The 26,256-nt window shown below is 66.3% G+C and carries 27 protein-coding genes; 20 read left to right on the forward strand and 7 right to left on the reverse strand.

Annotated features, from left to right (window positions below):
* Positions 1–15: 15 nt before the first annotated feature.
* The 4 genes from L1080_RS07705 to L1080_RS07720 are packed head-to-tail and all read left to right on the forward strand — an operon-like array spanning position 16 to position 3,485.
* On the forward strand, positions 16–1,005 hold the full coding sequence (locus L1080_RS07705; protein WP_159927618.1) for a Bug family tripartite tricarboxylate transporter substrate binding protein: 990 nt from the start codon (positions 16–18) through the stop codon (positions 1,003–1,005).
* A complete protein-coding gene (locus L1080_RS07710; RefSeq protein ID WP_159926226.1) occupies positions 1,002–1,541 on the forward strand; it encodes a tripartite tricarboxylate transporter TctB family protein in 540 nt (179 codons plus the stop codon). Before L1080_RS07705 ends, L1080_RS07710 begins: the two co-directional genes overlap by 4 nt.
* 1 nt (position 1,542) lies before the next feature.
* Positions 1,543–3,102: a tripartite tricarboxylate transporter permease gene (locus L1080_RS07715; RefSeq protein ID WP_159926228.1), complete on the forward strand. Its 1,560-nt coding sequence runs from the start codon at positions 1,543–1,545 to the stop codon at positions 3,100–3,102.
* Positions 3,099–3,485, forward strand: a complete 387-nt coding sequence (locus L1080_RS07720; RefSeq protein WP_159926230.1) for a universal stress protein — start codon at positions 3,099–3,101, stop codon at positions 3,483–3,485. The genes L1080_RS07715 and L1080_RS07720 overlap by 4 nt, the downstream gene beginning before the upstream one ends.
* A 51-nt stretch (positions 3,486–3,536) precedes the next feature.
* Here L1080_RS07720 and yaaA read toward each other — a convergent pair whose 3' ends face one another.
* The gene (yaaA, locus tag L1080_RS07725; RefSeq protein WP_250764291.1) at positions 3,537–4,280 is read right to left on the reverse strand and encodes a peroxide stress protein YaaA; all 744 of its coding nucleotides are present in this window, start codon (positions 4,278–4,280) and stop codon (positions 3,537–3,539) included.
* A gap of 89 nt (positions 4,281–4,369) precedes the next feature.
* Here yaaA and L1080_RS07730 point away from each other — a divergent pair, with 89 nt between their 5' ends.
* The 4 genes from L1080_RS07730 to L1080_RS07745 all read left to right on the forward strand — a co-directional run bounded on the left by L1080_RS07730 (position 4,370) and on the right by L1080_RS07745 (position 9,882).
* Complete coding sequence (locus L1080_RS07730) at positions 4,370–6,115, forward strand: proline--tRNA ligase (protein ID WP_250764264.1); 1,746 nt, start codon at positions 4,370–4,372, stop codon at positions 6,113–6,115.
* 68 nt (positions 6,116–6,183) lie between these two features.
* Complete coding sequence (locus tag L1080_RS07735; protein ID WP_250764261.1) at positions 6,184–7,911, forward strand: acyl-CoA dehydrogenase family protein; 1,728 nt, start codon at positions 6,184–6,186, stop codon at positions 7,909–7,911.
* A gap of 333 nt (positions 7,912–8,244) precedes the next feature.
* Positions 8,245–8,706, forward strand: coding sequence for an Hsp20/alpha crystallin family protein (locus L1080_RS07740; RefSeq protein ID WP_159926238.1), 462 nt, complete (start codon positions 8,245–8,247; stop codon positions 8,704–8,706).
* A gap of 213 nt (positions 8,707–8,919) precedes the next feature.
* Positions 8,920–9,882 (forward strand): alpha/beta fold hydrolase, encoded by a 963-nt coding sequence (locus L1080_RS07745; RefSeq protein ID WP_159926240.1) that lies wholly within the window; start codon positions 8,920–8,922, stop codon positions 9,880–9,882.
* Here the strand turns inward: L1080_RS07745 and L1080_RS07750 are convergent, their stop codons facing one another.
* The 5 genes from L1080_RS07750 to L1080_RS07770 all read right to left on the reverse strand — a co-directional run bounded on the left by L1080_RS07750 (position 9,883) and on the right by L1080_RS07770 (position 13,006).
* Positions 9,883–10,503 (reverse strand): FHA domain-containing protein, encoded by a 621-nt coding sequence (locus L1080_RS07750; protein WP_159926242.1) that lies wholly within the window; start codon positions 10,501–10,503, stop codon positions 9,883–9,885.
* 106 nt (positions 10,504–10,609) lie between these two features.
* Positions 10,610–11,437, reverse strand: coding sequence for an SDR family NAD(P)-dependent oxidoreductase (locus L1080_RS07755; protein WP_250764259.1), 828 nt, complete (start codon positions 11,435–11,437; stop codon positions 10,610–10,612).
* Positions 11,434–11,919 (reverse strand): nuclear transport factor 2 family protein, encoded by a 486-nt coding sequence (locus tag L1080_RS07760; protein WP_250764163.1) that lies wholly within the window; start codon positions 11,917–11,919, stop codon positions 11,434–11,436. Before L1080_RS07760 ends, L1080_RS07755 begins: the two co-directional genes overlap by 4 nt.
* Positions 11,920–12,032: 113 nt before the next feature.
* Positions 12,033–12,476 carry a ferritin-like domain-containing protein gene (locus L1080_RS07765; protein ID WP_250764159.1) on the reverse strand — a complete coding sequence of 148 codons (444 nt, stop codon included), beginning with the start codon at positions 12,474–12,476 and terminating at the stop codon, positions 12,033–12,035.
* A complete protein-coding gene (locus L1080_RS07770; RefSeq protein ID WP_250764156.1) occupies positions 12,473–13,006 on the reverse strand; it encodes a hypothetical protein in 534 nt (177 codons plus the stop codon). Before L1080_RS07770 ends, L1080_RS07765 begins: the two co-directional genes overlap by 4 nt.
* Positions 13,007–13,229: 223 nt before the next feature.
* On the opposite strand from L1080_RS07770, the gene rimP reads away from it, so the two are divergent.
* The 11 genes from rimP (at position 13,230) to truB (ending at position 24,322) form a co-directional block, all read left to right on the forward strand.
* On the forward strand, positions 13,230–13,802 hold the full coding sequence (gene rimP / locus L1080_RS07775) for a ribosome maturation factor RimP (RefSeq protein ID WP_159926251.1): 573 nt from the start codon (positions 13,230–13,232) through the stop codon (positions 13,800–13,802).
* On the forward strand, positions 13,799–14,830 hold the full coding sequence (gene nusA / locus L1080_RS07780; RefSeq protein WP_109330833.1) for a transcription termination factor NusA: 1,032 nt from the start codon (positions 13,799–13,801) through the stop codon (positions 14,828–14,830). The genes rimP and nusA overlap by 4 nt, the downstream gene beginning before the upstream one ends.
* 44 nt (positions 14,831–14,874) lie before the next feature.
* Positions 14,875–15,228 (forward strand): YlxR family protein, encoded by a 354-nt coding sequence (locus L1080_RS07785; RefSeq protein WP_159926255.1) that lies wholly within the window; start codon positions 14,875–14,877, stop codon positions 15,226–15,228.
* Between the two features lie 105 nt (positions 15,229–15,333).
* The gene (gene infB, locus L1080_RS07790) at positions 15,334–18,318 is read left to right on the forward strand and encodes a translation initiation factor IF-2 (protein ID WP_250764149.1); all 2,985 of its coding nucleotides are present in this window, start codon (positions 15,334–15,336) and stop codon (positions 18,316–18,318) included.
* A gap of 102 nt (positions 18,319–18,420) precedes the next feature.
* On the forward strand, positions 18,421–18,711 hold the full coding sequence (locus L1080_RS07795; protein WP_109330827.1) for a DUF503 domain-containing protein: 291 nt from the start codon (positions 18,421–18,423) through the stop codon (positions 18,709–18,711).
* A 116-nt stretch (positions 18,712–18,827) separates the two neighbouring features.
* Complete coding sequence (rbfA, locus tag L1080_RS07800) at positions 18,828–19,316, forward strand: 30S ribosome-binding factor RbfA (protein WP_109330825.1); 489 nt, start codon at positions 18,828–18,830, stop codon at positions 19,314–19,316.
* Positions 19,317–19,326: 10 nt separating this feature from the next.
* Complete coding sequence (locus L1080_RS07805; RefSeq protein ID WP_159926259.1) at positions 19,327–20,328, forward strand: DHH family phosphoesterase; 1,002 nt, start codon at positions 19,327–19,329, stop codon at positions 20,326–20,328.
* Positions 20,329–20,340: 12 nt separating this feature from the next.
* Positions 20,341–21,723, forward strand: coding sequence for an MATE family efflux transporter (locus L1080_RS07810; protein WP_374432501.1), 1,383 nt, complete (start codon positions 20,341–20,343; stop codon positions 21,721–21,723).
* A 69-nt stretch (positions 21,724–21,792) separates the two neighbouring features.
* Positions 21,793–22,722, forward strand: a complete 930-nt coding sequence (locus L1080_RS07815; RefSeq protein ID WP_250764146.1) for a metallophosphoesterase family protein — start codon at positions 21,793–21,795, stop codon at positions 22,720–22,722.
* The gene (npt, locus tag L1080_RS07820; protein WP_250764143.1) at positions 22,719–23,372 is read left to right on the forward strand and encodes a 4'-phosphopantetheinyl transferase Npt; all 654 of its coding nucleotides are present in this window, start codon (positions 22,719–22,721) and stop codon (positions 23,370–23,372) included. The genes L1080_RS07815 and npt overlap by 4 nt, the downstream gene beginning before the upstream one ends.
* A 35-nt stretch (positions 23,373–23,407) precedes the next feature.
* Positions 23,408–24,322 (forward strand): tRNA pseudouridine(55) synthase TruB, encoded by a 915-nt coding sequence (truB, locus tag L1080_RS07825; protein WP_250764123.1) that lies wholly within the window; start codon positions 23,408–23,410, stop codon positions 24,320–24,322.
* Between the two features lies 1 nt (position 24,323).
* Here truB and L1080_RS07830 read toward each other — a convergent pair whose 3' ends face one another.
* Positions 24,324–25,037 carry a metal-dependent transcriptional regulator gene (locus tag L1080_RS07830; protein ID WP_250764079.1) on the reverse strand — a complete coding sequence of 238 codons (714 nt, stop codon included), beginning with the start codon at positions 25,035–25,037 and terminating at the stop codon, positions 24,324–24,326.
* A 164-nt stretch (positions 25,038–25,201) separates the two neighbouring features.
* Between L1080_RS07830 and L1080_RS07835 the strand changes: the two genes are divergently transcribed.
* A complete protein-coding gene (locus L1080_RS07835; RefSeq protein ID WP_250764077.1) occupies positions 25,202–26,176 on the forward strand; it encodes a bifunctional riboflavin kinase/FAD synthetase in 975 nt (324 codons plus the stop codon).
* The last annotated feature ends 80 nt before the right edge of the window (positions 26,177–26,256 follow it).

Below are 26,256 nucleotides of genomic sequence, written 5' to 3' on the forward strand. Positions count from 1 at the left end.
GCGAAATGGGGAACGATGGCGAGAACAGGTGGCGGAAGCAGCGTACGCGCGGTGCTCCTGCTGGCGCTCGTAGGCCTTCTCGTGGCCGGGTGCGGAGTTACCCGTGGCGAGGACGAAGGCTTGCACAGGGTACGGATGATGGTTCCGAACAGCCCCGGCGGCGGCTACGACCTCACCGCGCGGACTGCGGTGAAGATCATGGAAGATCAGGACATTACCGGCCGAGTCGAGGTCTTCAACGTCATCGGTGCAGGTGGAACGGTCGCCATGGCTCGACTGATGAACGAGTCGGGCAACGACGATCTCATGATGATGATGGGTCTCGGAGTCGTCGGTGCCGGTTACACCAACGGGTCGTCCGCCCGGGTGTCCGACGCGACCGCATTGGCGAAGGTAGTGGAAGAGCAGGAAGGCATTCTGGTGCCTGCGGATTCGCCGTTGCGCACCATCGACGACTTCGTCGCGGCGTGGCGGGCCGACCCGGCCTCGGTCACGATCGGCGGGGGATCGTCACCGGGCGGACCGGACCACCTGTTTCCGATGGAGACCGCCCGCGCGGTAGGGGTGGACCCCAATGCAGTGAACTACGTCTCCTACGACGGTGGAGGTGACCTGTTGACGGCGCTGCTCGGACAGAAGATCACCGCAGGCACCTCGGGGCTGGGGGAGTACGTCGACCAGATCGAAGCCGGTCAGGTGCGCGTGCTCGCGGTGTCGGGTAGCGAACGGGTCGAGGGCGTCGATGCGCCGACGTTGTCGGAGGCGGGAATCGATCTCACCTTCACCAACTGGCGTGGAGTCCTTGCGCCCCCAGGCCTTTCGGACAGTGCCCGGGCCGACATGGTGGAGGCGCTGGAGAAGTTGCACGACACACCCGAATGGAAGGAGGCCCTGGTGAAGAACGGTTGGAGTGACGCCTTCATGACGGGACCGGATTTCGAGCAGTTCCTGCGCGACCAGGACGAGCGGGTCTCGTCCACCCTGTCCGAACTGGGGTTGGCATGACCACGCCCGTGACACCGCCCGCCGGCGCCCCCGACGTGGTCCCGGCGCCACGCAAACGGGACCTGGCGCAGTTCATCGTGTGTGCGGTCATGCTCACGGTGGGCGTGTTTCTCATCGTCGACGCACTGACCCTCAGCGCCGGGTTCGCGAAGGTGGACCCGGTCGGGCCGCGGCTGTTTCCGCTGGCGGTGGGCATCGGCTTGCTCGTCCTCACCGCGATCCTCGCTGTCGCGATCCTGCGCGGCTCCACGGGGGAGGCCGACGGAGGTGAGGACGTCGATCTCGATTCGTCGAGTGACTGGCGAACGGTGGGGCTGCTCGTCGGTCTGTTCGCCGCCACTATCGCGCTGATCGACTTCCTCGGATGGGCGATCACCGGAACGTTCCTCTTCGCCGGGGCGGCAACAATTCTCGGCAGCCGCCACTGGGTACGCAACATCGCCATCGGCGCGGTGCTCGGCTTCGGTAGCTTCTACGCGTTCTACGTCGGGCTCGGAATCCCGCTGCCCGCAGGCATTCTGGACGGAATTCTCTGACATGGACAATCTGAACTGGCTGCTGCAGGGGTTCGAGCAGGCAGCCACCCCGATGAACCTCCTCTACGCATGCCTGGGCGTCCTGCTCGGTACCGCTGTCGGTGTCCTTCCCGGCATCGGCCCCGCCATGACCGTGGCGCTCCTGCTCCCCGTCACCTACAACGTCAGTCCGAGCGCCGCCTTCATCATGTTCGCCGGCATCTACTACGGCGGAATGTACGGCGGCTCGACTACATCCATTCTGCTGAACACCCCGGGGGAGTCGTCCTCGGTCATCACGGCCATCGAAGGCAACAAGATGGCGAGGGCAGGACGAGCGGCGCAGGCTCTGGCGACCGCGGCGATCGGTTCCTTCGTCGCCGGATCGATCGGCACGATGCTGCTCGTACTCTTCGCCCCCGCGGTCTCGAGTTTCGCTGTAACCTTGGGTGCCCCTTCGTATCTCGCTATCATGCTGCTCGCCCTCGTTGCCGTCACGGCGGTGCTGGGAAGCTCGAAGCTTCGTGGATGCATCTCCCTCCTGCTCGGGCTCGCGATCGGGCTGGTCGGGATCGATTTCCTCACAGGGCAACCGCGCGCCACGTTCGGAATCCCGCAGCTGTCCGACGGCATCGATATCGTCGTCGTGGCAGTCGCAGTCTTTGCGCTCGGTGAAGCCCTCTGGGTGGCGGCGCACCTGCGCCGCCGACCGGCCGAGGTCATTCCGGTCGGCCGGCCGTGGATGGGCAAGAAGGACTGGAAGCGGTCGTGGAAGCCATGGCTGCGAGGGACCGCGTACGGATTCCCGTTCGGCGCACTCCCCGCCGGTGGCGCCGAACTCCCCACCTTCCTGTCCTACATCACCGAGAAGAAGCTCTCGAAGCACAAGGACGAATTCGGCAAGGGCGCCATCGAAGGGGTCGCGGGCCCCGAGGCGGCCAACAACGCCTCCGCGGCGGGCACGCTCGTGCCCATGCTGTCGCTCGGTCTGCCCACCAACGCGACCGCGGCTGTCATGCTCACCGCCTTCGTCTCGTACGGAATCCAGCCCGGACCGACCCTGTTCGAGAAGGAACCGCTTCTCATCTGGACGTTGATCGCCAGCCTGTTCATCGGCAACTTCCTCCTGCTCGTCCTGAACCTGCCGCTCGCGCCGCTGTGGGCCAAGCTGCTCCGCACCCCGCGCCCCTACCTGTATGCGGGAATCTTGTTCTTCGCTGCACTCGGCGCCTTCGCCGTGAACCTGCAGTGGCTGGACCTGGCGCTGCTTTTGGTCTTCGGCCTGATGGGTTTGATGATGCGCAGATTCGGATTGCCCGTGCTGCCACTGATCATCGGTGTCATCCTCGGTCCGCGCATCGAACGGCAACTGCGGCAGAGTCTGCAACTCGGTGGAGGCGACTGGGGAAGTCTGTTCACCGAGCCGGTGGCAATCATCGTCTACGTGATCATCGCGCTTCTGCTTCTCGCCCCGCTCGTCGCGAAGTTCGTCCGTTCGCGGCTTCCCGTCCCCACACTCGACCTCCCGGAGGGACCGTCCGCTGACGACTCCCCGGACACCAGAGAGAAGGCGCACGCATGATCGTCGTCGGTTACACCCCGGACCGGTACGGAGAGGCAGCCCTCGACCACGGCCTCGCAGAAGCACGGCTGCGCCGGACGTCGCTGGTGGTGATCAACTCCTCGAAGGGCGACGCTCTTGCGGATCAGTCGTTCGCCGACCACACGCAGCTGCAGAAACTGGAAGAGAAGCTCGCGGACAGCGGTGTCGAACACGAGGTCCGGCAAATCGTCGGCGACGAGGTGGTCGACGTCATCATCGAGGCGACGACAGCACCGACCGCCGAGCTGCTCGTCATCGGTATCCGCGACCGCACCCCCGTCGGGAAGCTGCTGATGGGGAGCACTGCGCAACGCCTGCTGCTGTCCTGCCGCAAGCCCGTCCTGGCCGTCAAACCGGAGTAGACCCCCGTGAGTACTTGTCAACCGCCCGCGGTTGACAAGTACTCACAGGGGTTAGTCGGTGAGGATGATCAACTCCCGCTTCGAGGCGACCTCGACGCGGAGTCCGGCCTTCGACGCCACGCGGGCGACGCCGCGCACGTCCTGGGGTTCGGCGCGGGAAAGGGTGAGTGCGCGGGCGAGCAGCCCCTTGTGGTGTTTGTTGAAATGGCTCACGACGGTGCGGGTGCCGTCCGGCTTCTCGGTGAGCACGGTGGCGATCACCGCGTCCGGAATCGGTCCGAGCTGCTGATACGTCCCGGATCGCAGATCAACGACGAGGCCATCCGCTTCCGCCGTGATCGCGCGGCTCAATTCCGGCTTCCACAACGACCGGAGGGTCCCCAGACCGGGCAGCTTCGACCCGCCGGACAACCGGTAGGCGGGGATCAGGTCACCCGCGCGCACCGCGCCGAACAGTGCCGATCCCATCGCGAGGCGCGAGAGCGCCTTCGACTTCTGTGCCTTGGTGAACGACTTCGCGTCGAGCGCGTCGAACAGGACGCCGGTATATCGCTCCAACGCCGGTCGGGTCGGCGACACCCACAGCTTGGCGTTCCGCTCGATCTCCTCGGCCTGCGTCGGGCCGAGGCCCAGGGCCTCCTGCGACGCCTCCGCATCGGCGGCGAGGGCCACCAGCGCCGACACCAGCACCTCACGAGTGTCGGTGAGCTGCGGCATGGACAGCTCGGCCAGGTCGAGGGGGGCGTCGGCGCCACCATCGGACTTGGTTTCTGAAGGAGGAAGCAACACCAGCACGGTGGAGACCCTACCGATCGGCCCTTTCATCGATGCCGAAGCCGTGCCGACGCAGTGGTGCGGCTACCAGCGGACTATTCTGATGACCCGTGATTACCCGCCTCTCCCACCTGTTCCTCCGCACCTTGCGTGACGACCCCGCCGACGCCGAGGTTCCGAGCCACAAGCTGCTGGTCCGTGCCGGCTACGTACGGCGTATCGCGCCCGGTGTGTACTCGTGGCTGCCGTTGGGTCTGCGCGTGCTGCGTGAGGTCGAGCGGGTGGTGCGGGAAGAGATGAACGCGATCGGCGGCCAGGAGATTTCCCTCCCCGCGCTTCTGCCGCGCGAACCCTACGAGGCCTCCAACCGCTGGACCGAGTACGGCGACGGGCTCTTCCGCCTCAAGGACCGCAAGGGCGGCGACTATCTGCTGGGCCCCACTCACGAGGAGCTGTTCGCCCTCACCGTCAAGGGTGAGTACAACTCCTACAAAGACTTCCCGGTCACCCTCTACCAGGTGCAGACCAAATACCGCGACGAGGAGCGCCCCCGCGCCGGGATTCTCCGTGGTCGCGAATTCATCATGAAGGACTCGTACTCCTTCGACCTCACCGATGACGGTCTCATCGCCTCATATCAGGCCCACCGGGACGCCTACGAGAAGATCTTCACCCGTCTCGGTGTGAAGTATGTGATCGTGTCGGCCACTTCGGGCGCTATGGGCGGAAGTGCGTCCGAAGAGTTCCTGGCGGAGAGCGAGATCGGCGAGGACACCTACGTCCGCTGCCTCGAGTCGGGCTACGCCGCCAACGTCGAAGCCGTCGAGACGCTGGCGCCCGAGCCCATTCCCTTCGACGGGCTTCCTCCCGCGCAGGTGCACGACACGCCGGACACACCGACCATCGCGACGCTCGTCGACTGGGCCAACGGGGCCGACCTCGGCCGGACCGTGACGGCCGCCGACACGTTGAAGAACATCCTGGTCAAGACCCGGCAGCCCGGCGGCAAGTGGCAGTTGCTCGGAATCGGCATCCCCGGTGACCGAGAGATCGACGACAAGCGCCTCGGCGCGTCCTTGGAGCCGGCGGAGTTCGAAATGCTCAACGAGGCCGATTTCGAGGCCAACCCGTTCCTCGTGAAGGGGTACGTCGGACCGAAGGCTCTGCAGGAGAACGTTGTTCGCTACCTTGTGGACCCCCGGGTGGTGGACGGCACGAGCTGGATCACCGGCGCCGACGAGCAGGGTAAGCACGTGGTGGGTCTCGTCGCCGGCCGCGACTTCACCCCGGACGGCACCATCGAGGCGGCGGAGGTTCGAGACGGGGACCCCTCGCCGGACGGCGCCGGTGCCCTGGTGGCTGCCCGTGGCATCGAGATCGGCCACGTCTTCCAGCTCGGTCGCAAGTACACGGATGTGTTCTCCGTCGACGTTCTGGGCGAGAACGGCAAGCCGGTCCGGCCCACGATGGGCTCCTACGGTGTCGGCGTGTCCCGCCTCGTCGCCGTGATCGCGGAACAGCACCACGACGACAAGGGTTTGCGCTGGCCGGCGGAGGTGTCTCCCGCAGACGTGCACGTAGTGATCGCCAACAAGGACGACACCGCGCGTGAGGGTGCGGAGGGGCTCGCGGCACAACTCGACAAGGCCGGACTCGAGGTCATTCTCGACGACCGTAAGGCTTCGCCCGGCGTGAAGTTCAAGGACTCCGAGCTGCTCGGCGTGCCACTGGTCGTGGTGGTCGGGCGCGGCTGGGGTGAGGGAAAGGTGGAGGTCCGCGATCGCTTCACCGGCGAGAGTCGTGAGGTTGCCGCCGAGTCCGCGTTGAGCGAGATCGTGCAGACCGTCAGGGGCTGATCAAATCGCCGCGCGCCTTTCGTCTCGACTGTTAGCTTGGCCTGACACGTCCGGACGAAAGGCCCGCTGTGACGAACTCGCTGCTGTTCGACCCGACTTCCTACGACCCCGAGCATTTCGACCCCGAGACGCGACGGCAATTGCGGTCGCTGATCGACTGGTTCGAGGCGCGGGGTAAGAAGAGGCTGCTCGAGGACGATCTCGGGGCGGTATGGCCGGCCGAATTCCTGGAGTTCGTGAAACGGGAGAAGCTGTTCGCGACCTTCCTGACTCCTGCCGAACTCGCGGACGGCAACCCGGACAAGCGCTGGGACGCCGCGCGCAACGCCGCGCTGAGCGAAATTTTCGGGTTCTACGGGCTGGCGTACTGGTACGCGTGGCAGGTCACAGTACTGGGGCTCGGTCCGATCTGGATGAGTGCAAACCGGGCGGCGAAGGAACGCGCCGCCCGTCTCCTCGACGAGGGCGGGGTGCTGGGTTTCGGTCTGTCGGAGAAGGCACACGGCGCCGACGTCTACTCGACGGACATGCTTCTCACACCCTCACCGGACCGGGACCTCGCCTTTACCGCGACCGGCGACAAGTACTACATCGGCAACGGCAACGTCGCCGGCATGGTGTCGGTGTTCGGGCGCCGCACCGACGTCGAGGGCAACGACGGGTACGTCTTCTTCGTCGCCGACAGCAGGCATCCCGCCTACCACCTCGCGGGCAACGTGGTGCACGGGCAGATGTACGTCAGCACCTTCCGGCTCGAGGAGTACCCGGTGCGCGAGGAGGACATCCTGCACACCGGCGTGGCGGCGTTCGAGGCGGCACTGAACACCGTCAACGTCGGGAAATTCAATCTGTGCACCGGGTCGATCGGAATCTCCGAGCACGCCTTCTACGAGTCGATCACCCATGCCCACAACAGGGTCCTGTACGGCAACCCGGTCACCGACTTTCCGCACGTGCGCGGAAACTTCGTCGACGCCTACAGCCGGTTGATCGCGATGAAGCTCTTCAGTGCCCGCGCAGTCGACTATTTCCGCAGCGCGAGTCTCGACGATCGCCGGTACCTGCTGTTCAACCCGATGACGAAGGCGAAGGTCACCTCCGAAGGGGAGAAGGTGATCGCGCTACTGCACGACGTGATCGCGGCGAAGGGGTACGAGAAGAACACCTACTTCCGGGAGGCGGCTCAGCTGATCGGCACCCTGCCGAAGCTCGAGGGGACTGTGCACGTCAACGTCGGACTCATTCTGAAGTTCATGCCGAACTACCTGCTCAACCCCGCGGAGTACCCGGAGATCGGCATCCGGCTCGACGCCGTCGACGACACCTTCTTCTGGGCTCAGGGCCCGACCCGCGGCGCGGGCAAGATCCGGTTCCACGATTGGACGAAGGCATACGAGGCGCACTCGGACATTCCCAACGTGGCCCGGTTCTACGAGCAGGCAACCGCATTGCGGGAACTGCTCACCACCGCTCCGCCCGATGCGGCGCAGCAGAAGGATCTCGATTTCCTCCTCGACCTCGGTCACCTGTTCTCGCTCGTCGTCTATGGGCAGCTGATCCTCGAGCAGGCGGACATCCTTCACCTGAACCACGAACTGATCGACCAGATCTTCCACTTCCAGATTCGGGACTTCTCCGGCTACGCCGTTGCGCTGCACGGAAAGTCGTCCGCAACCGAAGGGCAGCAGAAGTGGGCGCTCGGTGCGATCCGGCGTCCGGTCGTGGACGCCGAGCGATTCTCGCGAGTGTGGACGCAGCTGGAGAGTTACGACGGCGCCTACGAGATGAGCCCGTAGGGGTTGGTCGCGGCCTTCGACGGTCGGTGGTGGCGACGTCGGTCGTGCGGCAGGGGTGTGGGATGGCCATCCCAGGGTGGCTGGCCGAGGTGGTGTAGGCAGTGCATTCTGGTGTGGCAGAGACACTCGCCGACATTCACGTGGAATGCAGCAGCTACGGGTTGCGCTCGGCGGGTGCCGTTTTCGCGGTGGACCGGCACCAGCGGGTGCCGGTTTTTCAGAAGAATTATGCTGGCACTCTCGGGTGTTGAGTGCTAAATTTTCAAGTGCACAGTGATGGTGGATGTCCGCCGCGGTGGCGGGCACCGTTGGAGACGTGGGAGGTGTGTTGCTGTGCTTCGCTTCGACCCCTTCAGTGATCTCGAATCCATGACGAAGAGCATGCTCGGCACTCCGGTCGGTTCCGCCCGGGTGCCGCGATTCATGCCGATGGATCTGTACAAGGTCGACGACCACTATGTTCTGCACGCCGACCTGCCCGGTGTCGATCCGGGATCGGTCGACGTCAGTGTCGACAACGGGACGCTCACGCTGACGGCTCATCGGAGCGCTCAATCCGAGGAGAACGTGCAGTGGATCGCCTCGGAACGGTTCACCGGTACATTCCGGAGGCAGCTTTCGCTCGGCGAAGGTATCGACTCCGACAAGATTTCGGCGTCGTACGAGAACGGGGTGCTGAGTGTGACCATTCCGGTCGCCGAACGGGCGAAGCCGCGCCGGATCGAAGTATCCAGCCTCGGTGCCGGTGAGCATCGGACTATCGAAGCCGGTCCCGCGGGTGGTGACTCGAGCTGATAGAGCGGCGTGGAGGATTGTCCCGGAAGCCCCCTCTCCGAGGGGGCTTCGCCATGTCGTCATCCCCACCAAGGGTGTAAATGACGACACCTTCGGGGGCGAGCGCCACCTCTGAGGGTGCTGGAGGGTTCGGTTGCCGGACGGCAAGGTGGACATCAGTCGAGGAGCGGTAACACTCCACCCGTCCCGAGCGAAGATACCGAGGAGGCCCTCATGTCGAACACCCCGGTTTCATCCGAGCACGATGGTCGCCGGCTCACGGTCCGGACCGAAGACGGGATTCCTCTTGCGGTGCGAGAGTTCGGGTCACCCGATGCGCCGACCACGGTGGTGTTCGTCCACGGACATTGCCTCCGCACCGAATCCTGGTGGGCGCTGCGCAAGCAGCTGGTCCGCTTCTGGCGCAACGAGGTGCGCATGGTCTTCTACGATCATCGCGGGCACGGCGAGTCCGGAGAAGCCCCTGCGTCGACGTATACCATCGACCAACTCGGTCGCGATCTCGGTTCGGTGCTGAACGCGGTGGCGCCCCGGGGTCCGATCGTTCTCGTCGGACACTCGATGGGAGGAATGACCGCGTTGTCGTATGCGCGGCAGAATCCGCACACGATCGGTTCGCGCATCGTCGGGATGGCCCTGATATCGACCGCCGCATACGATCTCGCCGAGGCGGGCCTCGCCCGCCATCTGCGCAGTCCGGCAGTGTCGTTGCTTCGCAGCGCTGTCCGGCGGGCGCCGCGGGTCGTGCACGGATCGAAAAAGCTCGGCCGGACAGTCGGTACTGCACTGGCGAAAGCGGCGGAGGTACGTAATCGGCCCGTCGACCCGCGGCTCGCCGCTCTGGTGGCCGCCATGGTCAACACGACCTCCGTGGTGACGATGTCCAGCTTCCTCGAGTCGCTGCTCGGCTTCGACGAGCGCGCCTCCCTCGCGGCTCTCGCGCATATCCCGTCGTTGGTCCTCTGCGGCTCGGTGGACATGCTCACACCGTTCCAGCACTCCGCTGCCATGGCGTCGCTGCTGCCCGCATCGCAATTGGTCAGTGTCGACGGGGCGGGACACTCCGTCATTCTCGAACGTGCGGCCGATGTGGCAGCCGCGATCATCGGGCTCGTCGAGCGGATTGCGCACACCGTGCCCGCCGCCTCCGGCCGTGAACTGATGGCGGTCGGCTGATCAGAGATCGCGTTCGTTGATGATGCCGCTGCGCATCGCCCGCTCCGCCAGGCGAACGCGCTTCTGATTCTGCGGCAGATCCCCGACCCCGAACTTTGCGAACAATGTCCTCAAATGCGTCTTGATCGCATCGACGCTGAGGAAGAGCTCCTCGGCAATCTGTTGATTCGACGCCGGATTCGCGAAGGCGGCACCGTGCTTGTAGGGCCGGCACAACGCCGTGAGCACGCCGCGCTGCGTCTCCGTGAGAGACCGGACGTCGGGCATGTCGGTGCCCATCCGGGTTGCCTCGTCGGGTCCGCCGCCGAACTCCTGATAGCGGATTCGGGTGGCACCGATGCGGATGCTGTCGCCCTGCCGTAGTCGCCGCCGTCCGGCGAGGCGTTCGCCGTTGACGAAGGTGCCGTTACGGGACAGTCCGTCGTCGAGAATGGTCCAGTGCGAGCCCACGCATTCGACCACCGCGTGGAGTCGTGACACCTCATCGTCTTCGGTGAGGGGGAGGTCGGAACCCGGCGATCGTCCGATGGTGACGCGCGGCGATTCCAGGGAAAGGTCCACGGTGTGGTGGTGACCTTCCCGATCGGAATAGCTCAGACGAGATTCAGTGTCTCGGTCCACGGCGACAACCCTTCGGCACGTTCCTATCCTGCCCCGCCGCGGGTGTGCTGAGCAAGATCAAGTGCGGCGGGGTGCTTGCGGTGTCGGTCGCATCGACAGCGGCGGTTCAGAAGACGGGTCCGCCGCCGAACGCCGCCCGGTGGGACGGCGGGGTGCGGCCGTTCGTGTCGGTGATTCCGTACTCGCGCGCGAGTTCCGCGGTCACGAAGGTGTGACCGCTACGGTCGGAGAGGGACGGATCGTCGACGAGCCCGCAGATCACCTGGCCGACGAACTGCGGCGACTCGGCGTCCGCGACAGGAAATCCCGCGATGCTGTCGACACCGCTGGCGAGAATCATTTCCGTCCGGACGATCCCCGGCCACAGGGACACCGTCCGCACGTCGTGCGGCGCCAGCTCGACGGCCATGTCACTGGCCATCTTGTCCAGCCCCGCCTTCGACATGCCGTAGAGGACGGAATGAAGGTGGCTCCGGGTGCCGAACGACGAGATGTTGGCGATCAGGCCGCGGCGCCGGGGAACCATCAACCGGGCAGCCTCCACGGACGCAACGTAGTGGGCCCGCAATCCGACGCCGATGAGGGAGTCCCAGTCGTCGAGCGGACGTTCCCAGAAGGGAGTGCTGAATCCCCCGAACCCTGGCGGACTCGCCCACACGTTGTTGACCAGCAGGTCGAGCCGGCCACCCTGCTCGTCGGCGATGCGCCGGAACAGGGTCCGCACCTCGTCGTCGTTCCGGTGATCGCACGCAACGGCGACTCCGGTGCCGCCGGAGTCGGAGACCGTCTCGGCAGCGGCAACCAGTGGGCTGCCTTCCGGTGCGGGGCCCCGGCCGGTCAGGTACACCGTCCATCCCGCCGCACCCAGAGCCGTGGCCACACCCTTGCCGACGCCGCGGCTCGCCCCGGTGACCAGGGCAACGCGGGCGGTCACTGCACCACCACCGTGTCCGAAGTGAGCGGACGGGTTATCGACCATCTCACGCTGTAGTGGCACCGCGACATTCGCCATTCACCGTTCTCGACCCGATAGTCGTCGTCGTACTCGCCGGAGGACACCGTCTCCGTACCGTGGAGCAGATCGACTTGACGGAAAGCCAGCGTCCACGCGCCGGACGCCTCGCTCTCGCCGTGCAACTCGATGTGGGGATGAAAGCCGTGATGCATGTCGAGGATGACCGGCCGACCGTCCACTTCCCGTAGGGCGATGTCCGTGAACACCTGGGTGATGCGGTCAGCGTCGTCGAACCGGCCGAGGACGCCGAAGTCGATCGACGCGCCCGACGAAACGAAGCAGGCCCGGAACGCGTCCGGATCCTTACCGTCACAGGCGCGCCAGTACCGGTACTTCAGCGCCTTGATGGCCTCGACCCTCTCGAGATCGTCCAGACGCCGTTCCATCGAGCGATCGTCCACGCCGTCGTCCTCTCGTTCACCAGTGGCCTGGCTGAGACGCTAGGCCGAAACGAGCCGCGTGGGTGTGCGCATCCCGGTGGCCGGGAACCGGGTTGTCGGGAACCTGGGCGGGGTTACGGTTGGCCGGGGAAGACCGCTGTCGTGGGGTTTGTTCCGAGCGCGAGACGCCAGCCCGCCTCCCGGATCGCCGACTCCGTCAGCCCGGCGACCCCCAGCGACCGGGTGTCCTCCGTCTCGCCGTGCTCGACGACAGCGCGCCAGGCGATAGCGGTATCGGCTTCAACTCGTGCGGCGAGCTGGGCCGCCGAGACAGGGTCGGTGACCGGGAACGGCAGGGTATAACCCGCCTCGGCGGCCGGGGCCGTCAACTCTGCGGCCGTCAACGTGTCGATCAGGGCGTCGCGGCGTGCACGGTGGCCCGCGGCGCCGGCAGCCACCTGATCCGCACGAACCGGATTGGAGAATGCAGCGACCACCCCGTAGGCGAATACTGCGGCATGCTCGGCGGCGAGTGCGTCGGCGAGACTCCGCCCCTCGGATTCGGTAGGAGCGGTCACGACAGCACCACCGCCAGGTAGGTGGCGCACGCAGCGCTGATGGACGCCGACAGCCCGGCGCGGTAGCCACTCAGAGTCCGCGCCGAATCAGCTGCACTGCGCTGGGACTCGGCGAGTTCGGCGCGTAGCTGATCCAATGTCGGCGGGGGAGCCGGCGCGGTCGGTGCCGCGGACGCGGACGGCGAGGTGGTCGGCGTCGTTCCGTCCGGATAAGTTCCTGCAGCTCTAGCTATTTCGGCGTCCAACGCGTCTGCGTGCGCGGTGCGTTGGACGCGGACGAGGTCGAGCGCGGCGCTGCGGTCGGGGTGCAGTGCGATCGCGGCCGCAGCGCCTGCGGCATCACGTCGGGCCAGCTGCGACTGGGCGACGAGGGAATCGACCTCTGCCCGGTCGTTCGTGTCCTCGGTGCACCCCGCCAGGAAAGCGACACCGGTGGCACCGACGGCGGAGACTGCTGCGAGCCGGAGAGCGGCGCGCCGGGACACGGCCGGGCCGAACGTCGGCGGTCGGGAGGCGGTGGGCGTGAGCACCGGTCCATGGTGCCAGGTCGGGTGGCGAAGCCGGGAATCGGCGAGCGGTGCTGGTCACGGAAGCCTCCGATCGGCGTTACTCTTAGATGCCCGAACCCGTCGGAACGGGTAGCGGTGCCGCGTGCGCCCAGCACGTGACGCTGCAGCCCCGGACTTCCGACGAACGACCCGCCCGACGAACGACCCGCCCGACGAACGACAACTGAAACGAGGAGCTTTCCCGATGCCGGTTCCATCCAAGGAGAGGGTGACGGAGCTCATCTCCGACCTGGTGCACAGCCAGGGTTACGACTTGGAGGACGTTGCCGTCAACCTTGCGGGCAAGCACAGCGCGGTCCGGATCATGGTGGACAGCGACGCCGGGCTCGAGCTCGATGCCGTGGCGCGCCTGAGTCACACGATCTCGGAGGTCTTCGACTCGGTTCCCGACTTCGGGGAGACTCCGTACACGCTCGAGGTCACCTCTCCCGGTATCGACCGGCCGCTCACACATGAGCGGCACTGGCGCCGGGCCCGCGGCCGGAAGGTGCGCATCGACCTTCCGAACGAGACCGTCGTGGGCCGGATCGGTCGGTGGGACGACGACGCAGTCGAGGTGGTGATCGGGTCGCGCTCCGGGCCGGAGGTTCGCCGAGTATCCGTGTCGGACATCGAGAAAGCCATTGTGCAGGTGGAGTTTTCCAAGCCGGACCCGCGAGAGTTGGAGCTCGCAGGTGGAATACCCGAGGGTCGGGTGTCGCCGTCCGACTCCGATATATCGGAAGAGGAAGAAGTAGTAGAGGAGTTGGACAAGTGAATATCGACATTGCGGCGTTGCGCGCCATCGAGGCTGACAAAGGCATTTCGATCGAAACCGTCATCTCGACGATCCAGACGGCGCTGCTGACGGCCTATCGGCACACCGAGGGCCACAAGAATCATGCGCGGATCGACGTCGATACGAAAAGCGGCATCGTGCGCGTGATGGCGCACGACGTCGACGCGGACGGCAACATGGTCGGCGAGGAGTGGGACGACACCCCGGAGGGCTTCGGCCGCATCGCGGCGACCACCGCGCGTCAGGTCATCCTCCAGCGCCTGCGTGACGCCGAGCACGAGCGGAGCTTCGGTGAGTACTCCACCCACGAGGGTGAGATCGTCGGCGGTGTCATCCAGCGCGACACCCGGGCGAATTCCCGAGGCATGGTCGTCGTGCGGATCGGCAGCGAGGCCAACGGTGCCGAGGGGCTGATACCGCCCGCCGAGCAGGTTCCCGGCGAGACCTACGAGCACGGCGAGCGTCTCAAGTGCTACGTCGTGGGGGTGTCGCGGGGGCAGCGCGGACCACAGATCACCCTGTCCCGGACACACCCGAATCTCGTCCGGAAGTTGTTCGCGCTCGAGGTTCCGGAGATCGCGGACGGGTCGGTGGAGATCATCGCCGTGGCGCGGGAAGCGGGCCACCGGTCGAAGATCGCCGTCGCGTCGCGCGTCTCCGGACTCAACGCGAAGGGGGCGTGCATCGGCCCGATGGGCCAGCGCGTGCGGAACGTGATGAGTGAACTCGCCGGCGAGAAGATCGACATCATCGACTTCGACGAGGATCCCGCCCGGTTCGTCGGCAACGCGTTGTCGCCGTCGAAAGTGGTCTCCGTCACAGTGGTGGATCCGGATGCGCGCGCGGCGCGAGTCGTCGTCCCCGACTTCCAGCTGTCCCTCGCGATCGGCAAGGAAGGGCAGAATGCCCGTCTTGCTGCGCGCCTGACCGGTTGGCGGATCGACATCCGCAGCGATGCGGCGCCCACCCCGGAGTCGGCCGACGGACCCGCCGCGACCACTCGTTGAGCGTGGAATGCGGAGATCGGGGCGAGTCGGCGGTAGAGTGGTCAATGGTTCAGCATGAGCTCCCGGATTTCACGCGCGTCAGTGCCGGTTCGCCGGTACGGACGTGCATTGGATGTCGAGAGCGCGCGCTGGCTCTCGATCTGCTCAGGGTCGTGGTAAGTGAGAGTGGGCCGCAAGGCCATATACTCGTTCCCGACCCACGACGTAGGCTTCCCGGACGAGGTGCGTGGCTGCACCCCGATCAGGCTTGCCTGAGTCTCGCAGAGCGACGCCGAGCCTTCGGCAGAGCGCTGCGAGTCACCGGAAGTGTGGATACGTCAGAGATCGAACATTGGGTACGAGCAGAACGCACACGCAGAGCAGTACCTCTCGAACAGAACAGGCACAAGCACTCATGAGCACACCGTGAAGCACCAGCGATGATCGTCCATCGGAGATAACCCGAGGTCGTGCGGGCCCCTCTCAGGGGAGCCTCCTGCTCGACCTCATCAGTGAGGAGAGCAGTGGCAGGCAAGGCCCGCGTGCACGAGTTGGCTAAAGAACTCGGTGTCACAAGTAAAGAACTACTCGCAACGCTCAAGGAGCAGGGCGAGTTCGTGAAGTCGGCGTCCTCCACAGTGGAGGCGCCCGTTGCCCGACGTCTGCGGGAGTCGTTCCCGAAGTCTTCGTCGCCCGATTCAGCGGCACGCCCGGCGGCAAAACCCGGCGCGCCGGCGCCGAGCGCACCGTCGACGACGTCGGCCAAGCCGGGCGGACCCCGTCCCGGCCCCAAGCCGGCAGCTCCGGCTCCGGCAGCACCCGCGCCGGCGGCGCCGGCTGCATCAGCTCCCGCAGCCACGCCCGCGGCGCAGGCTCCGGCCGCGCCCGCAGCAGCGGCTCCGGCAGCTCCTACCAGCAGTGCACCTACAAGCAGTGCACCGAACAGCAATGCGCCGAAGCCGGGTCGCCCGGCTCCGGCCGCGCCGGCACCCGCTGCGCCGTCGGCTCCGGCCGCCAGTGCGTCCGCGGCCCCGTCCACCGGCGCAAAGCCGGGTGGGCCGCGACCGGGCCCCAAGCCTCCGCGTGTCGGTAACAACCCGTACTCGTCGGCTCCGGCCGAGCGTCCGGCGCCGCGTCCGGCTCCCGGCGCACCGCGTCCCGGTGCTCCTCGTCCGGCTCCGGGTCAGGGCGGTCCTCGTCCGGCTCCGGGTCAGGGTGGACCTCGTCCGGCTCCGGGTCAGGGTGGACCTCGTCCGGCTCCGGGTCAGGGCGGTCCTCGTCCGGCTCCGGGTCAGGGCGGTCCTCGTCCGGCTCCCGGTCAGGGCGGACCTCGTCCGAGTCCCGGTTCGATGCCTCCTCGTCCGAACCCCGGCGCGATGCCGGCACGCTCGGCTCGTCCCGCACCCGGTGGTGGCCGTCCCGGCCGTCCCGGCGGCGCTCCCGGTGGGCGTCCCGGCGGTGCAGGCGGCGGCGGTGGCTACCGCGGTGGCGGTGCCCCCGGTGCCGGTGCCGGTGCTCCCGGTGGCGGCGCACCCGCAGGTGGTTTCCGCGGCCGTCCCGGTGGCGGTGGACGCCCCGGTCAGCGCGGTGCAGCAGCGGGCGCGTTCGGTCGCCCCGGTGGCGCCCCGCGTCGTGGTCGCAAGTCCAAGCGTCAGAAGCGCCAGGAATACGACTCCATGCAGGCGCCCGCCGTCGGTGGCGTGCGGTTGCCGCGTGGCAACGGCGAGACCATTCGCCTCGCTCGCGGTGCTTCGCTTTCGGACTTCGCGGAGAAGATCGACGCGAACCCGGCTGCCCTCGTGCAGGCACTGTTCAACCTCGGTGAGATGGTGACGGCTACCCAGTCCGTCAACGACGAGACCCTCGAGCTGCTCGGCGGCGAGATGAACTACGTCGTCCAGGTCGTCAGCCCGGAGGACGAGGACCGTGAGCTGCTCGACAGCTTCGACCTCACCTACGGTGAAGACGAAGGCGGCGAAGAGGACCTCATGTCCCGTCCGCCGGTGGTCACCGTCATGGGCCACGTCGACCACGGTAAGACCCGCCTGCTCGACACGATCCGTAAGGCCAATGTCCGTGAGGGCGAGGCCGGCGGTATCACGCAGCACATCGGTGCCTACCAGGTGCTCACCGAGCTCGACGGCAACGAGCGTCTCGTGACGTTCATCGACACCCCCGGTCACGAGGCCTTCACGGCCATGCGTGCTCGTGGTGCCAAGGCCACCGACCTCGCGATCCTGGTCGTCGCCGCCGACGACGGCGTCATGCCGCAGACGGTGGAAGCGATCAACCACGCCCAGGCGGCCGACGTGCCGATCGTGGTCGCGGTGAACAAGATCGACAAGGAAGGCGCGAACCCGGACAAGATCCGGCAGCAGCTCACCGAGTACGGGCTGGTGGCCGAGGAATACGGCGGAGACACCATGTTCGTCGACATCTCGGCGAAGCAGGGCACCAACATCGATGCACTGCTCGACGCCGTGCTGTTGACGGCGGACGCTGCCCTCGACCTGCGGGCCAACCCGGATATGGACGCACAGGGTGTCGCCATCGAGGCGCACCTCGACCGTGGACGCGGACCCGTCGCGACCGTGCTCATCCAGCGTGGAACGTTGCGGGTCGGTGACTCGATCGTCGCCGGCGACGCCTACGGCCGTGTGCGCCGGATGGTCGACGAGCACGGCGAGGACGTACTCGAGGCAATGCCCTCACGTCCCGTGCAGGTGGTCGGTTTCACGTCGGTCCCCGGTGCAGGCGACAACCTGCTCGTGGTCGACGAGGATCGCATCGCCCGTCAGATCGCCGACCGGCGCAATGCGCGTAAGCGCAACGCTCTGGCCGCGAAGAGCCGCAAGCGGATCAGCCTCGAGGACCTCGATTCGGCCCTCAAGGAGACGTCGCAGCTCAACCTCATCCTCAAGGGTGACAACTCCGGAACCGTGGAGGCCCTCGAGGAGGCGCTGCACGGCATCCAGATCGACGACGAGGTGCAGTTGCGCGTCATCGACCGTGGTGTCGGTGGCGTCACCGAGACGAACGTCAACCTGGCCGCTGCGTCGAACGCGATCATCATCGGGTTCAACGTCCGCGCCGAGGGCAAGGCGACCGAGTTGGCGAACCGCGAGGGCGTCGACATCCGGTACTACTCGGTGATCTACCAGGCAATCGACGAGGTCGAGAAGGCCCTCAAGGGCATGCTCAAGCCGATCTACGAAGAGGTCGAGCTGGGCAAGGCGGAGATCCGCGCGATGTTCCGCTCGTCCAAGGTCGGCAACATTGCCGGTTGCCTCGTCACCTCGGGTAGCATCCGTCGCAATGCAAAGGCCCGGCTGCTGCGTGACAACACGGTTGTCGCCGAGACCGTCACCATCTCTTCGCTGAAGCGGGAGAAGGACGACGTCGTCGAGGTACGCGAGGGTTACGAGTGCGGTTTGACGGTCACCTACACCGACATCAAGGTTGGTGACGTCATCGAGGCCTACGAGCTTCGGGAAAAGCCGCGTGACTGATCTCCCTTTTCGAGTGGGGTGACGTAGCAGCGTTATCCGGCGTGCGCTTCTCCGGCCGACTGGTTCGGCCGGAGAAGCGCACGTCTCCCCGAAGGAGGAAAGTTGTACGTCGGTGCGCTCGAGCTCGACATCTTGCTCGGTGACGTGCGATCTCTGAAAGAGAAGCGTGCAATGGTCAAACCGGTTCTCGCGGAGCTGCGTCGCTACGGTGTGTCCGCCGCGGAAACCGGCGAACAAGATCGGTACCGCCGGTCGATGCTGGGCGTCACCATGGCGAGCTCGGCCGTCGATCACGTACACGAAGTGCTCGACACCTGCGAGCGGCATGTTGCAGATCTGCCGGAGCTGCAACTACTCGCCGTGCGGCGGAGAATTTTCGGGCCCGAGGACTGACTCGGTATGCCCTGCCCGGCGGGTCGTCACGACGCCTCGGCGTGCAGAATGAGAAAGACAGAGCAAAAGTAGGACCACAAACTTATCGAGCGGCCAGGGAGAGGAGTCTGATTGTCATGGTGGATCCCGCCCGGGCACGCAAGCTCGCCAAGCGCATCGGCACCATTGTTGCGACGGCAATCGATCACGAAATCAAGGACCCACGCCTGGCGTTCGTGACCATCACCGACACCAAGGTGACGGCCGACCTCCACGACGCGACCGTGTACTACACCGTGATGGGCGCCGACCTCGAGTCGGAACCTGATCTTGCTGCTGCGGCCGCAGGCCTGGAGAAGGCCAAGGGTGTTCTGCGCTCCAAGGTCGGTGCCGGCACCGGCGTGAGATTCACGCCGACGCTCACGTTCGTCGCGGACACCGTGCCGGACACTGCCCGTCATATGGAAGAACTCCTCGCCCGCGCTCGTGCCGCGGACGACGAGGTCGCCCGTGTCGCTGCCGCGGCGTCCCCGGCCGGAGACCCGGACCCGTACAAGGAGCCACGAACCGAGGATTCGGACGACGTGGATGTCGACGAGCCGTCCGGTTCCCGCCAGGCGGACTGACGCCGACGACATGACCCACACTCAGGAGACGTCCCTGTCTGATCTCGATCGCCAAGAGGTGTATCTGCCGCAGGCGGTCGCCGTACTCGAGAACGCGACGTCGGTGACGGTTCTGTGTCACGTTCAGCCCGATGCCGACACCATCGGCAGCGGCCTTGCGCTCGGTTTGGTTCTCGAGCGTAAAGGTATCCCGGTGCAGGTGGCGTTCGCTGCTCCGGACGAACTGCCCGAGTCGATGCGCGAACTGCCCGGCACCCACCTGCTGGTGCCGGCGGACCAGGTGCATCGAAACGTCGATCTGCTGGTCACCGTCGACTGCGGCAGTGCAGGGCGGCTCGGCACGCTCGCGGGCCGCCTCCATGATGCGGCGGAGACGCTCGTCATCGACCACCATCGGTCCAACACCCGGTTCGGGCGGATGAACCTGGTGGACGAGTCGGCGGAATCGACCACTGCGGTCCTGGCTCAGATGTTCGACTTGTGGGGCGTGGAGATCGACGCCGACCTCGCGCACTGCCTCTACGCCGGCCTCGTGACCGACACCGGTTCGTTCCGCTGGGTCCAGCCCGGGACCCACACCCTCGCCGAGCGGCTACTCGCGACCGGTATAGACGGTGCCCGGATCGCCCGGCGACTGCTCGACACCCATCCCTTCGGCTGGCTGCCGATGCTGTCCACGGTGCTGGGATCAGCCACATTCGTTCCCGGCGCCGCAGGCGGCCGTGGTCTGGTCTATGCCGTCATCCGACAGGCCGATGTTCGGGGTCTGCGCTCCGAAGAAATCGAAAGCGTCATCGATATCGTCCGCACGACATCGGAGGCCGAGGTCGCCGCGGTCCTGAAAGAGGCCGCAGACGACACCTGGTCGGTCTCGCTGCGCTCCAAGTCCGACGTGGACGTCTCGCTCGTCGCCGGATACCTCGGCGGCGGCGGACACCGGTTCGCGGCCGGGTACACCGCAGTCACCTCCGTCGACGAGATCGTGGCGTCACTCGTCGAGTCGCTCGGCTGAGGTTCGGGTCTGTTGGCGGAAGTCTCGGAGAGCACGGGCGATGTAACGGCTGGGACGAAGGTTTCGGGCGATGTAGCTGCGCGCACGGTGTTCGGTCTTGCGCTCCCGGCGCTGGGGGTGCTTGCCGCGGAACCGATCTATCTACTGTTCGACATCGCTGTCGTCGGACGGCTCGGTGCGCTGGCACTTGCGGGTCTTGCGGTCGGCGGACTGATCCTGGCGCAGGTCAGCACCCAGCTGACGTTTCTGTCCTACGGGACCACGGCCCGGGCTTCGCGGATGCACGGTGCCGGGGACGAGCGTGGTGCCGTCCGCGAGGGGGTGCAGGCGACGTGGCTTGCGCTCATCATCGGCGTGACGGTGGTCGCGCTCGTTCATCTGCTGGCCGGTCCCGTGACTTCGGCGATCGCCGGCGGCTCCGACATCGCGCACGCGGCGGCGAGTTGGTTGCGCATCGCCGTGTTCGGCGCCCCGTTGATCCTGATCGCGATGGCAGGCAATGGCTGGATGCGCGGCATGCAGAACACCGTGCGGCCCTTACGGTTCGTGATCGCGGGCCTCGTCGTGTCGGCGATCGCGTGTCCGCTGCTCGTACACGGACTGTGGGGCGCCCCGCTCCTCGGACTCGAGGGTTCGGCCGTGGCGAATGTGATCGGCCAGGCCGTGTCGGCCAGTCTCTTCGTCGGTGCGCTGGTATTCGAACGAGTGCCGCTGCGTCCGCAGTGGGGCGTGATGCGGGCTCAGATGATCCTCGGCCGGGACCTGATCCTCCGCAGTCTCGCGTTCCAGGCGTGTTTCCTCTCGGCAGCCGCAGTCGCATCCCGGTTCGGGGCCGCAGCTGTCGCCGCACATCAGGTAGTCCTGCAGTTGTGGAATCTGGTCGCACTCACCCTGGATTCCCTCGCGATCGCCGCACAGGCCTTGGTGGGTGCCGCACTGGGCGCGGGGCACGCCCGCGGGGCCACCCGCCTGTCGTGGCGTATCACGCGGTGGTCCACGCTCTTCGCGTCGGCGTTGGCGCTCATGTTCGCGCTCGGTCACAGTGTCGTACCCGGCCTGTTCACCTCCGATACTGCGGTGCTGGACGACATGGCGGTGGTGTGGTGGTTCTTCGTTGCCATCATTCCCGTGGCCGGAGTGGTCTTCGCTCTCGACGGTGTGCTTCTCGGGGCGGGAGATGTCGTGTTTCTCCGGAATGCCACCCTGGCCTGCGCGTTGGTCGGCTTCCTGCCTTTGATCTGGCTGTCGATGCTCCGCGACTGGGGTCTGGCGGGAATCTGGACGGGGTTGACCGTGTTCATAGTGCTTCGGATGCTCGCGGTCGTCTGGCGCGTCGGCACCGGCCGCTGGGCGGTGACCGGTGCAGACCTTCAAACCAGGCACCCCGAGGCCTGACGCGGAGTGAAACGCAAACCGGTGCAACGAGCGATCGACAAGGAAACGCGATCGGGAAGGGGAGTGGACGTGGCAGCCAAGTTGATGGCCGTGAGCGACACCCATGTCGGACACCGGGGAAATCGCCCGATCACCGAGGAGATCTACCCGGATTCTCCGGACGACTGGCTGATCGTCGCGGGTGACGTCTCCGAGAAGACCGACGACATTCGCTGGGCCCTGAAGCTGCTTCGGAGCAGATTCGCCAAGGTCATCTGGGTGCCCGGCAATCACGAGCTGTGGACGACGGCCAAGGATCCGGTCCAGATGCACGGTGTCGCGCGCTACGACTACCTGGTCACGATGTGCCGCGAGATCGACGTCATCACTCCCGAGGATCCGTTCCCGGTGTGGGAGGCAGAGGACGGCCCGGTCACGCTGGTTCCAATGTTCCTTCTCTACGACTACACGTTTCTGCCCGCCGGAGCCACCTCCAAGGAGGAGGGCCTCGCGATCGCGCGGGAGAAGAACGTGGTAGCGACGGACGAGTTCCTGCTGTCGAGCGAGCCGTACGGCACCCGGGATGCGTGGTGCCGTCACCGCGTGGAGACGACGAAGGAGCGCCTCGATGCGCTGCCCGCCGGCACCCGGACGGTGCTGATCAACCACTTTCCCCTCGTGCGTGAGCCGACCCAGGTGCTGTGGTACCCGGAGTTCTCGTTGTGGTGCGGCACCGAGATGACGGCGGACTGGCATACCCGGTACAACGCTGTCTGTGCGGTGTACGGGCACTTGCACATTCCGCGTACCACCTCCTACGACGGCGTGCGGTTCGAAGAGGTCTCTCTCGGCTATCCGAGGGAGTGGCAGCGGCGTGGCCTTCCGGAGAAGCTGCTCCGCCAGATCATGCCGGTGCCGGAGTATCCGCCGGGGACGCTCAACAAGTGGGGCGGTCACTTCAAGGTGACTCCCGAGCAGGAGGCGGAAGTGGAGAAGATGCGGGCGAGGGGGACTTTGTGATCGAGAGGATCCTGCCCTCCGGTGTGGCGTCTGCCGAGCTCTTCGAAGACCCGCCGGGTTTGCGTCCGCATCCGCAGGAGGAGGCGCTGATCGGGCGGGCGGTGGAGAAACGTCGCCGCGAATTCACCAGCGCCCGGCACTGCGCGCGACTGGCCATGGCGAAGCTGGGTGTGGACCCTGCCCCGATTCTCCGGGGAGAGAAAGGCTCGCCGGTGTGGCCTCGCGGCGTCGTCGGAAGTCTGACGCACTGTGACGGCTACCGCGGCGCCGTGCTCGGGTATGCGATGCAGGTGCGGTCCGTCGGAATCGACGCCGAGCCGCACGAGGCTCTGCCCGAGGGTGTGCTCGACGCGGTGAGCCTCGAAGTGGAACGGAAGTGGCTGTCGGGGACTGACGACTCGGTGCACTGGGACCGGCTGCTGTTCTGTGCCAAGGAGGCGACGTACAAGGCATGGTTCCCCCTCACCGGGAGATGGCTGGGTTTCGAGGACGCACACATCACCTTCGAGGCCGCGGATGGCGGCACGGGCACCTTTCATTCAAATCTGCTCATCTCGGGGGAGACCCTCGACGGGCCGCCGCTGGCGTCGTTCGACGGACGCTGGATGGTGTCGGACGGCCTCATCATCACAACAATTGCGGTGCAGTGAGAGTGCCGATTGCCCGGCTGGCAGAATCGGAACACGTGCCTGCGCGTGAAAAGCCTTCCTCCGGTCTCGTCGGTGCCGGTCTGCTCATCGTCGACAAAGACGCCGGGATCACCAGCCACGATGTCGTGGCGCGGTGCCGCAAACTCCTCGGTACCCGGAAGGTCGGGCATGCGGGCACTTTGGATCCCATGGCGACGGGCGTCCTCGTCCTCGGCGTGGAGCGGGCGACGAAGATGCTCGGGCTTCTGGCGTTGACCACGAAGGCGTACACCGCGACTATTCGGTTGGGGCAGTCGACCGCCACCGACGACGCCGAGGGCGAGACTCTGGCGTCGGCCGATGCTTCTGCTGTGCGAGACGAGGAGATCGCCGCACACGTGGCGCTCCTCACGGGCGAGATTTCGCAAGTTCCTGCGAGCGTCAGTGCCATCAAGGTCGACGGGCAACGCGCCCATGCCCGGATTCGTGCGGGCGAGGAAGTGGAACTGGCGGCGCGCTCGGTGACGGTGTCCCGCTTCGACGTGGTCGCGCGACGCGACGAGGGCACGTTCGTCGATCTGGATGTCGAGGTGGAATGTTCGTCCGGCACCTACATTCGTTCTCTCGCCCGCGATCTCGGCGCCGCGCTCGGGGTGGGCGGTCACCTGACAAGGTTGCGGCGAACGCGAGTCGGGCCCTTCACACTGGACCATGCCCGCACCCTCGAACAGTTGGCCGAGGAGCCGGCGGTCAGCCTCGACATCGACGCGGCAGCGCAGACCGCGTTCCCGCATCGACTCGTCGATGCTGCGGAGGCCGAGTCGATCAGTCAGGGCCGGTGGCTCGAGCCGGTCGGAATCAAGGGTGTGTACGCCGCCATAGACCCGGGCGGCTCCACCATCGCACTGCTGCAGGAACGCGGCAAGCGTGCCAGTTCGGTGATGGTGGTTCGTCCGGCGACGCTGAGATAGCTCACACCAGCCAGATGGCCTGGGCCGCCGGGTTGCCCAGTTCGACGGAGTCCGGACCGGCGTCGAGCCGGACCGACACCGTCCCCGCATAGTCGCGTCGCTCGAGCACCGTCACTTCGACGTCCAGTGCCACGCCGACCGAATCGAAATAGCGCAGCATGGCCGGGTCCGAGTCGGAGATCCGTGCGATCCGGCCGCTTTCGCCGTTCGCGAAGTGACTCAGCTGGCGGGCCGGGGGTGTCGGAACCGAACCGTCGACCGTGGGGATGGGGTCACCGTGGGGATCCCGCTCCGGGTGTCCCAGCTTGGCGTCCATCCGGTTGATCATGAGATCGGACACGGCGTGCTCGAGTATTTCCGCTTCGTCGTGTACCTCGTCCCAGCCGTACCCCAGTTCGCGCACCAGATACGTTTCGATGAGCCGGTGGCGACGGACCATTCCGATGGCGGCCACCCTGCCCGCCTCGGTGAGTGCGATGGAACCGTAGCGGGCGTGATCGACCAGCCCCTGATCGGACAGCTTCCTGATGGCCTCCGACACAGTGGACGCCGACACGCCGATCTTCTCGGACAACAACTTGGTGGACACTCGCTCCTGCGACCACTCTCCGGTGGTCCAGATGACCTTGAGGTAGTCCTGCGCCACAGCCGACAAGGAGCCGGTCTCCGATGCCGTGTCCTCGGTCGCGATCTGGTCATTCTTGTTTCCGGCCACGCCCCGAGCTTAGGCAAGTCTTACCGGACAGACACATCGACACACCTCGAAGGGGGACTCGCGGGGGAAGAACGGCGAGGTGACGGCACGTCCGCCTACACGATCCCGGGGGACCGGCCGGTCCGGAGATGAACATCGGCGCGCCGCACCGTAGGCTGCCAGTCGTGCTGAGATGGCGTGGTCTCGACGAGGTTCCTGCCGACTGGGGTCGTTGTGTACTCACGATCGGCGTATTCGATGGCGTGCACCGAGGTCACGCCCAACTGATCAGCCGGGCGGTGTCGGCTGCACGCAAGCGTGGAATACCCAGCGTGCTCATGACTTTCGACCCACATCCCATGGAAGTGGTTCGCCCGGGCAGTCATCCCGCCCAGTTGACGACGCTGGCCCGCCGCGCCGAACTCGCGGAAGACCTCGGGATCGACGTGTTCTGCGTCATGCCGTTCACCGCCGAATTCATGAAGCTGACGCCGGAGCGGTATGCCCACGAAATTCTCGTGGAGCGTCTGCACGTGGCCGAGGTCGTCGTCGGTGAGAACTTCACCTTCGGCAAGAAGGCCGCCGGCAACGTCGACCTGCTCCGTCAGATCGGCGACCGGTTCGGGTTCGCGGTCGACGGCGTCACGCTGCTCGCCGAGCACGCCGTCACCTTCTCCTCCACCTACATCCGTTCGTGCGTGGACGCAGGCGACATGGCCGCCGCAACGGAGGCGCTGGGCAGGCCCCACCGGGTGGAGGGGGTAGTCGTCCACGGGGACGGTCGCGGGCGTCAGCTCGGTTATCCGACGGCCAATGTCGCGCCTCCGATGTACGCGGCCATCCCCGCGGACGGGGTTTACGCGGCCTGGTTCACCGTGCTCGGGCACGGCGTCGATCTGGGTACGGTCACCTCGGGGGAGCGCTACATGGCGGCCGTGTCGGTCGGCACCAACCCCACGTTCTCGGGCCGCACCCGTACGGTGGAGGCCTTCGTTCTCGATCGTGAGGCCGACCTCTACGGCCAGCACGTCGCTGTCGATCTGGTCGAGCGGTTGCGAGGGATGGAAAAATTCGACTCTGTCGACGATTTGATCGTCGCGATGGGGCGCGACGCGGAGCGGTCACGCGAGATCCTGTCCGCCTTGGACGGCGCAACGTAATCGAGCCGCATTTCAGCTGGTAAAGTAGTCCGCTGGCGTGCGCTGCGGTTCGCGGTGGCCGCGTCGAATATCGATCCTTT

This window comes from Rhodococcus sp. MSC1_016, from assembly GCF_023667485.2.
GTDB lineage: Bacteria > Actinomycetota > Actinomycetes > Mycobacteriales > Mycobacteriaceae > Rhodococcus_F > Rhodococcus_F oxybenzonivorans.

Bases quoted from the DNA above. Each gene is read 5' to 3' on its own strand.
- L1080_RS07705 (WP_159927618.1), top strand. From the start codon at position 16: ATGGCGAGAACAGGTGGCGGAAGCAGCGTACGCGCGGTGCTCCTGCTG.
- L1080_RS07710 (WP_159926226.1), top strand. From the start codon at position 1,002: ATGACCACGCCCGTGACACCGCCCGCCGGCGCCCCCGACGTGGTCCCG.
- L1080_RS07715 (WP_159926228.1), top strand. From the start codon at position 1,543: ATGGACAATCTGAACTGGCTGCTGCAGGGGTTCGAGCAGGCAGCCACC.
- L1080_RS07720 (WP_159926230.1), top strand. From the start codon at position 3,099: ATGATCGTCGTCGGTTACACCCCGGACCGGTACGGAGAGGCAGCCCTC.
- L1080_RS07745 (WP_159926240.1), top strand. From the start codon at position 8,920: ATGTCGAACACCCCGGTTTCATCCGAGCACGATGGTCGCCGGCTCACG.
- rimP (WP_159926251.1), top strand. From the start codon at position 13,230: ATGCCGGTTCCATCCAAGGAGAGGGTGACGGAGCTCATCTCCGACCTG.
- L1080_RS07785 (WP_159926255.1), top strand. From the start codon at position 14,875: ATGGTTCAGCATGAGCTCCCGGATTTCACGCGCGTCAGTGCCGGTTCG.
- rbfA (WP_109330825.1), top strand. From the start codon at position 18,828: ATGGTGGATCCCGCCCGGGCACGCAAGCTCGCCAAGCGCATCGGCACC.
- L1080_RS07805 (WP_159926259.1), top strand. From the start codon at position 19,327: ATGACCCACACTCAGGAGACGTCCCTGTCTGATCTCGATCGCCAAGAG.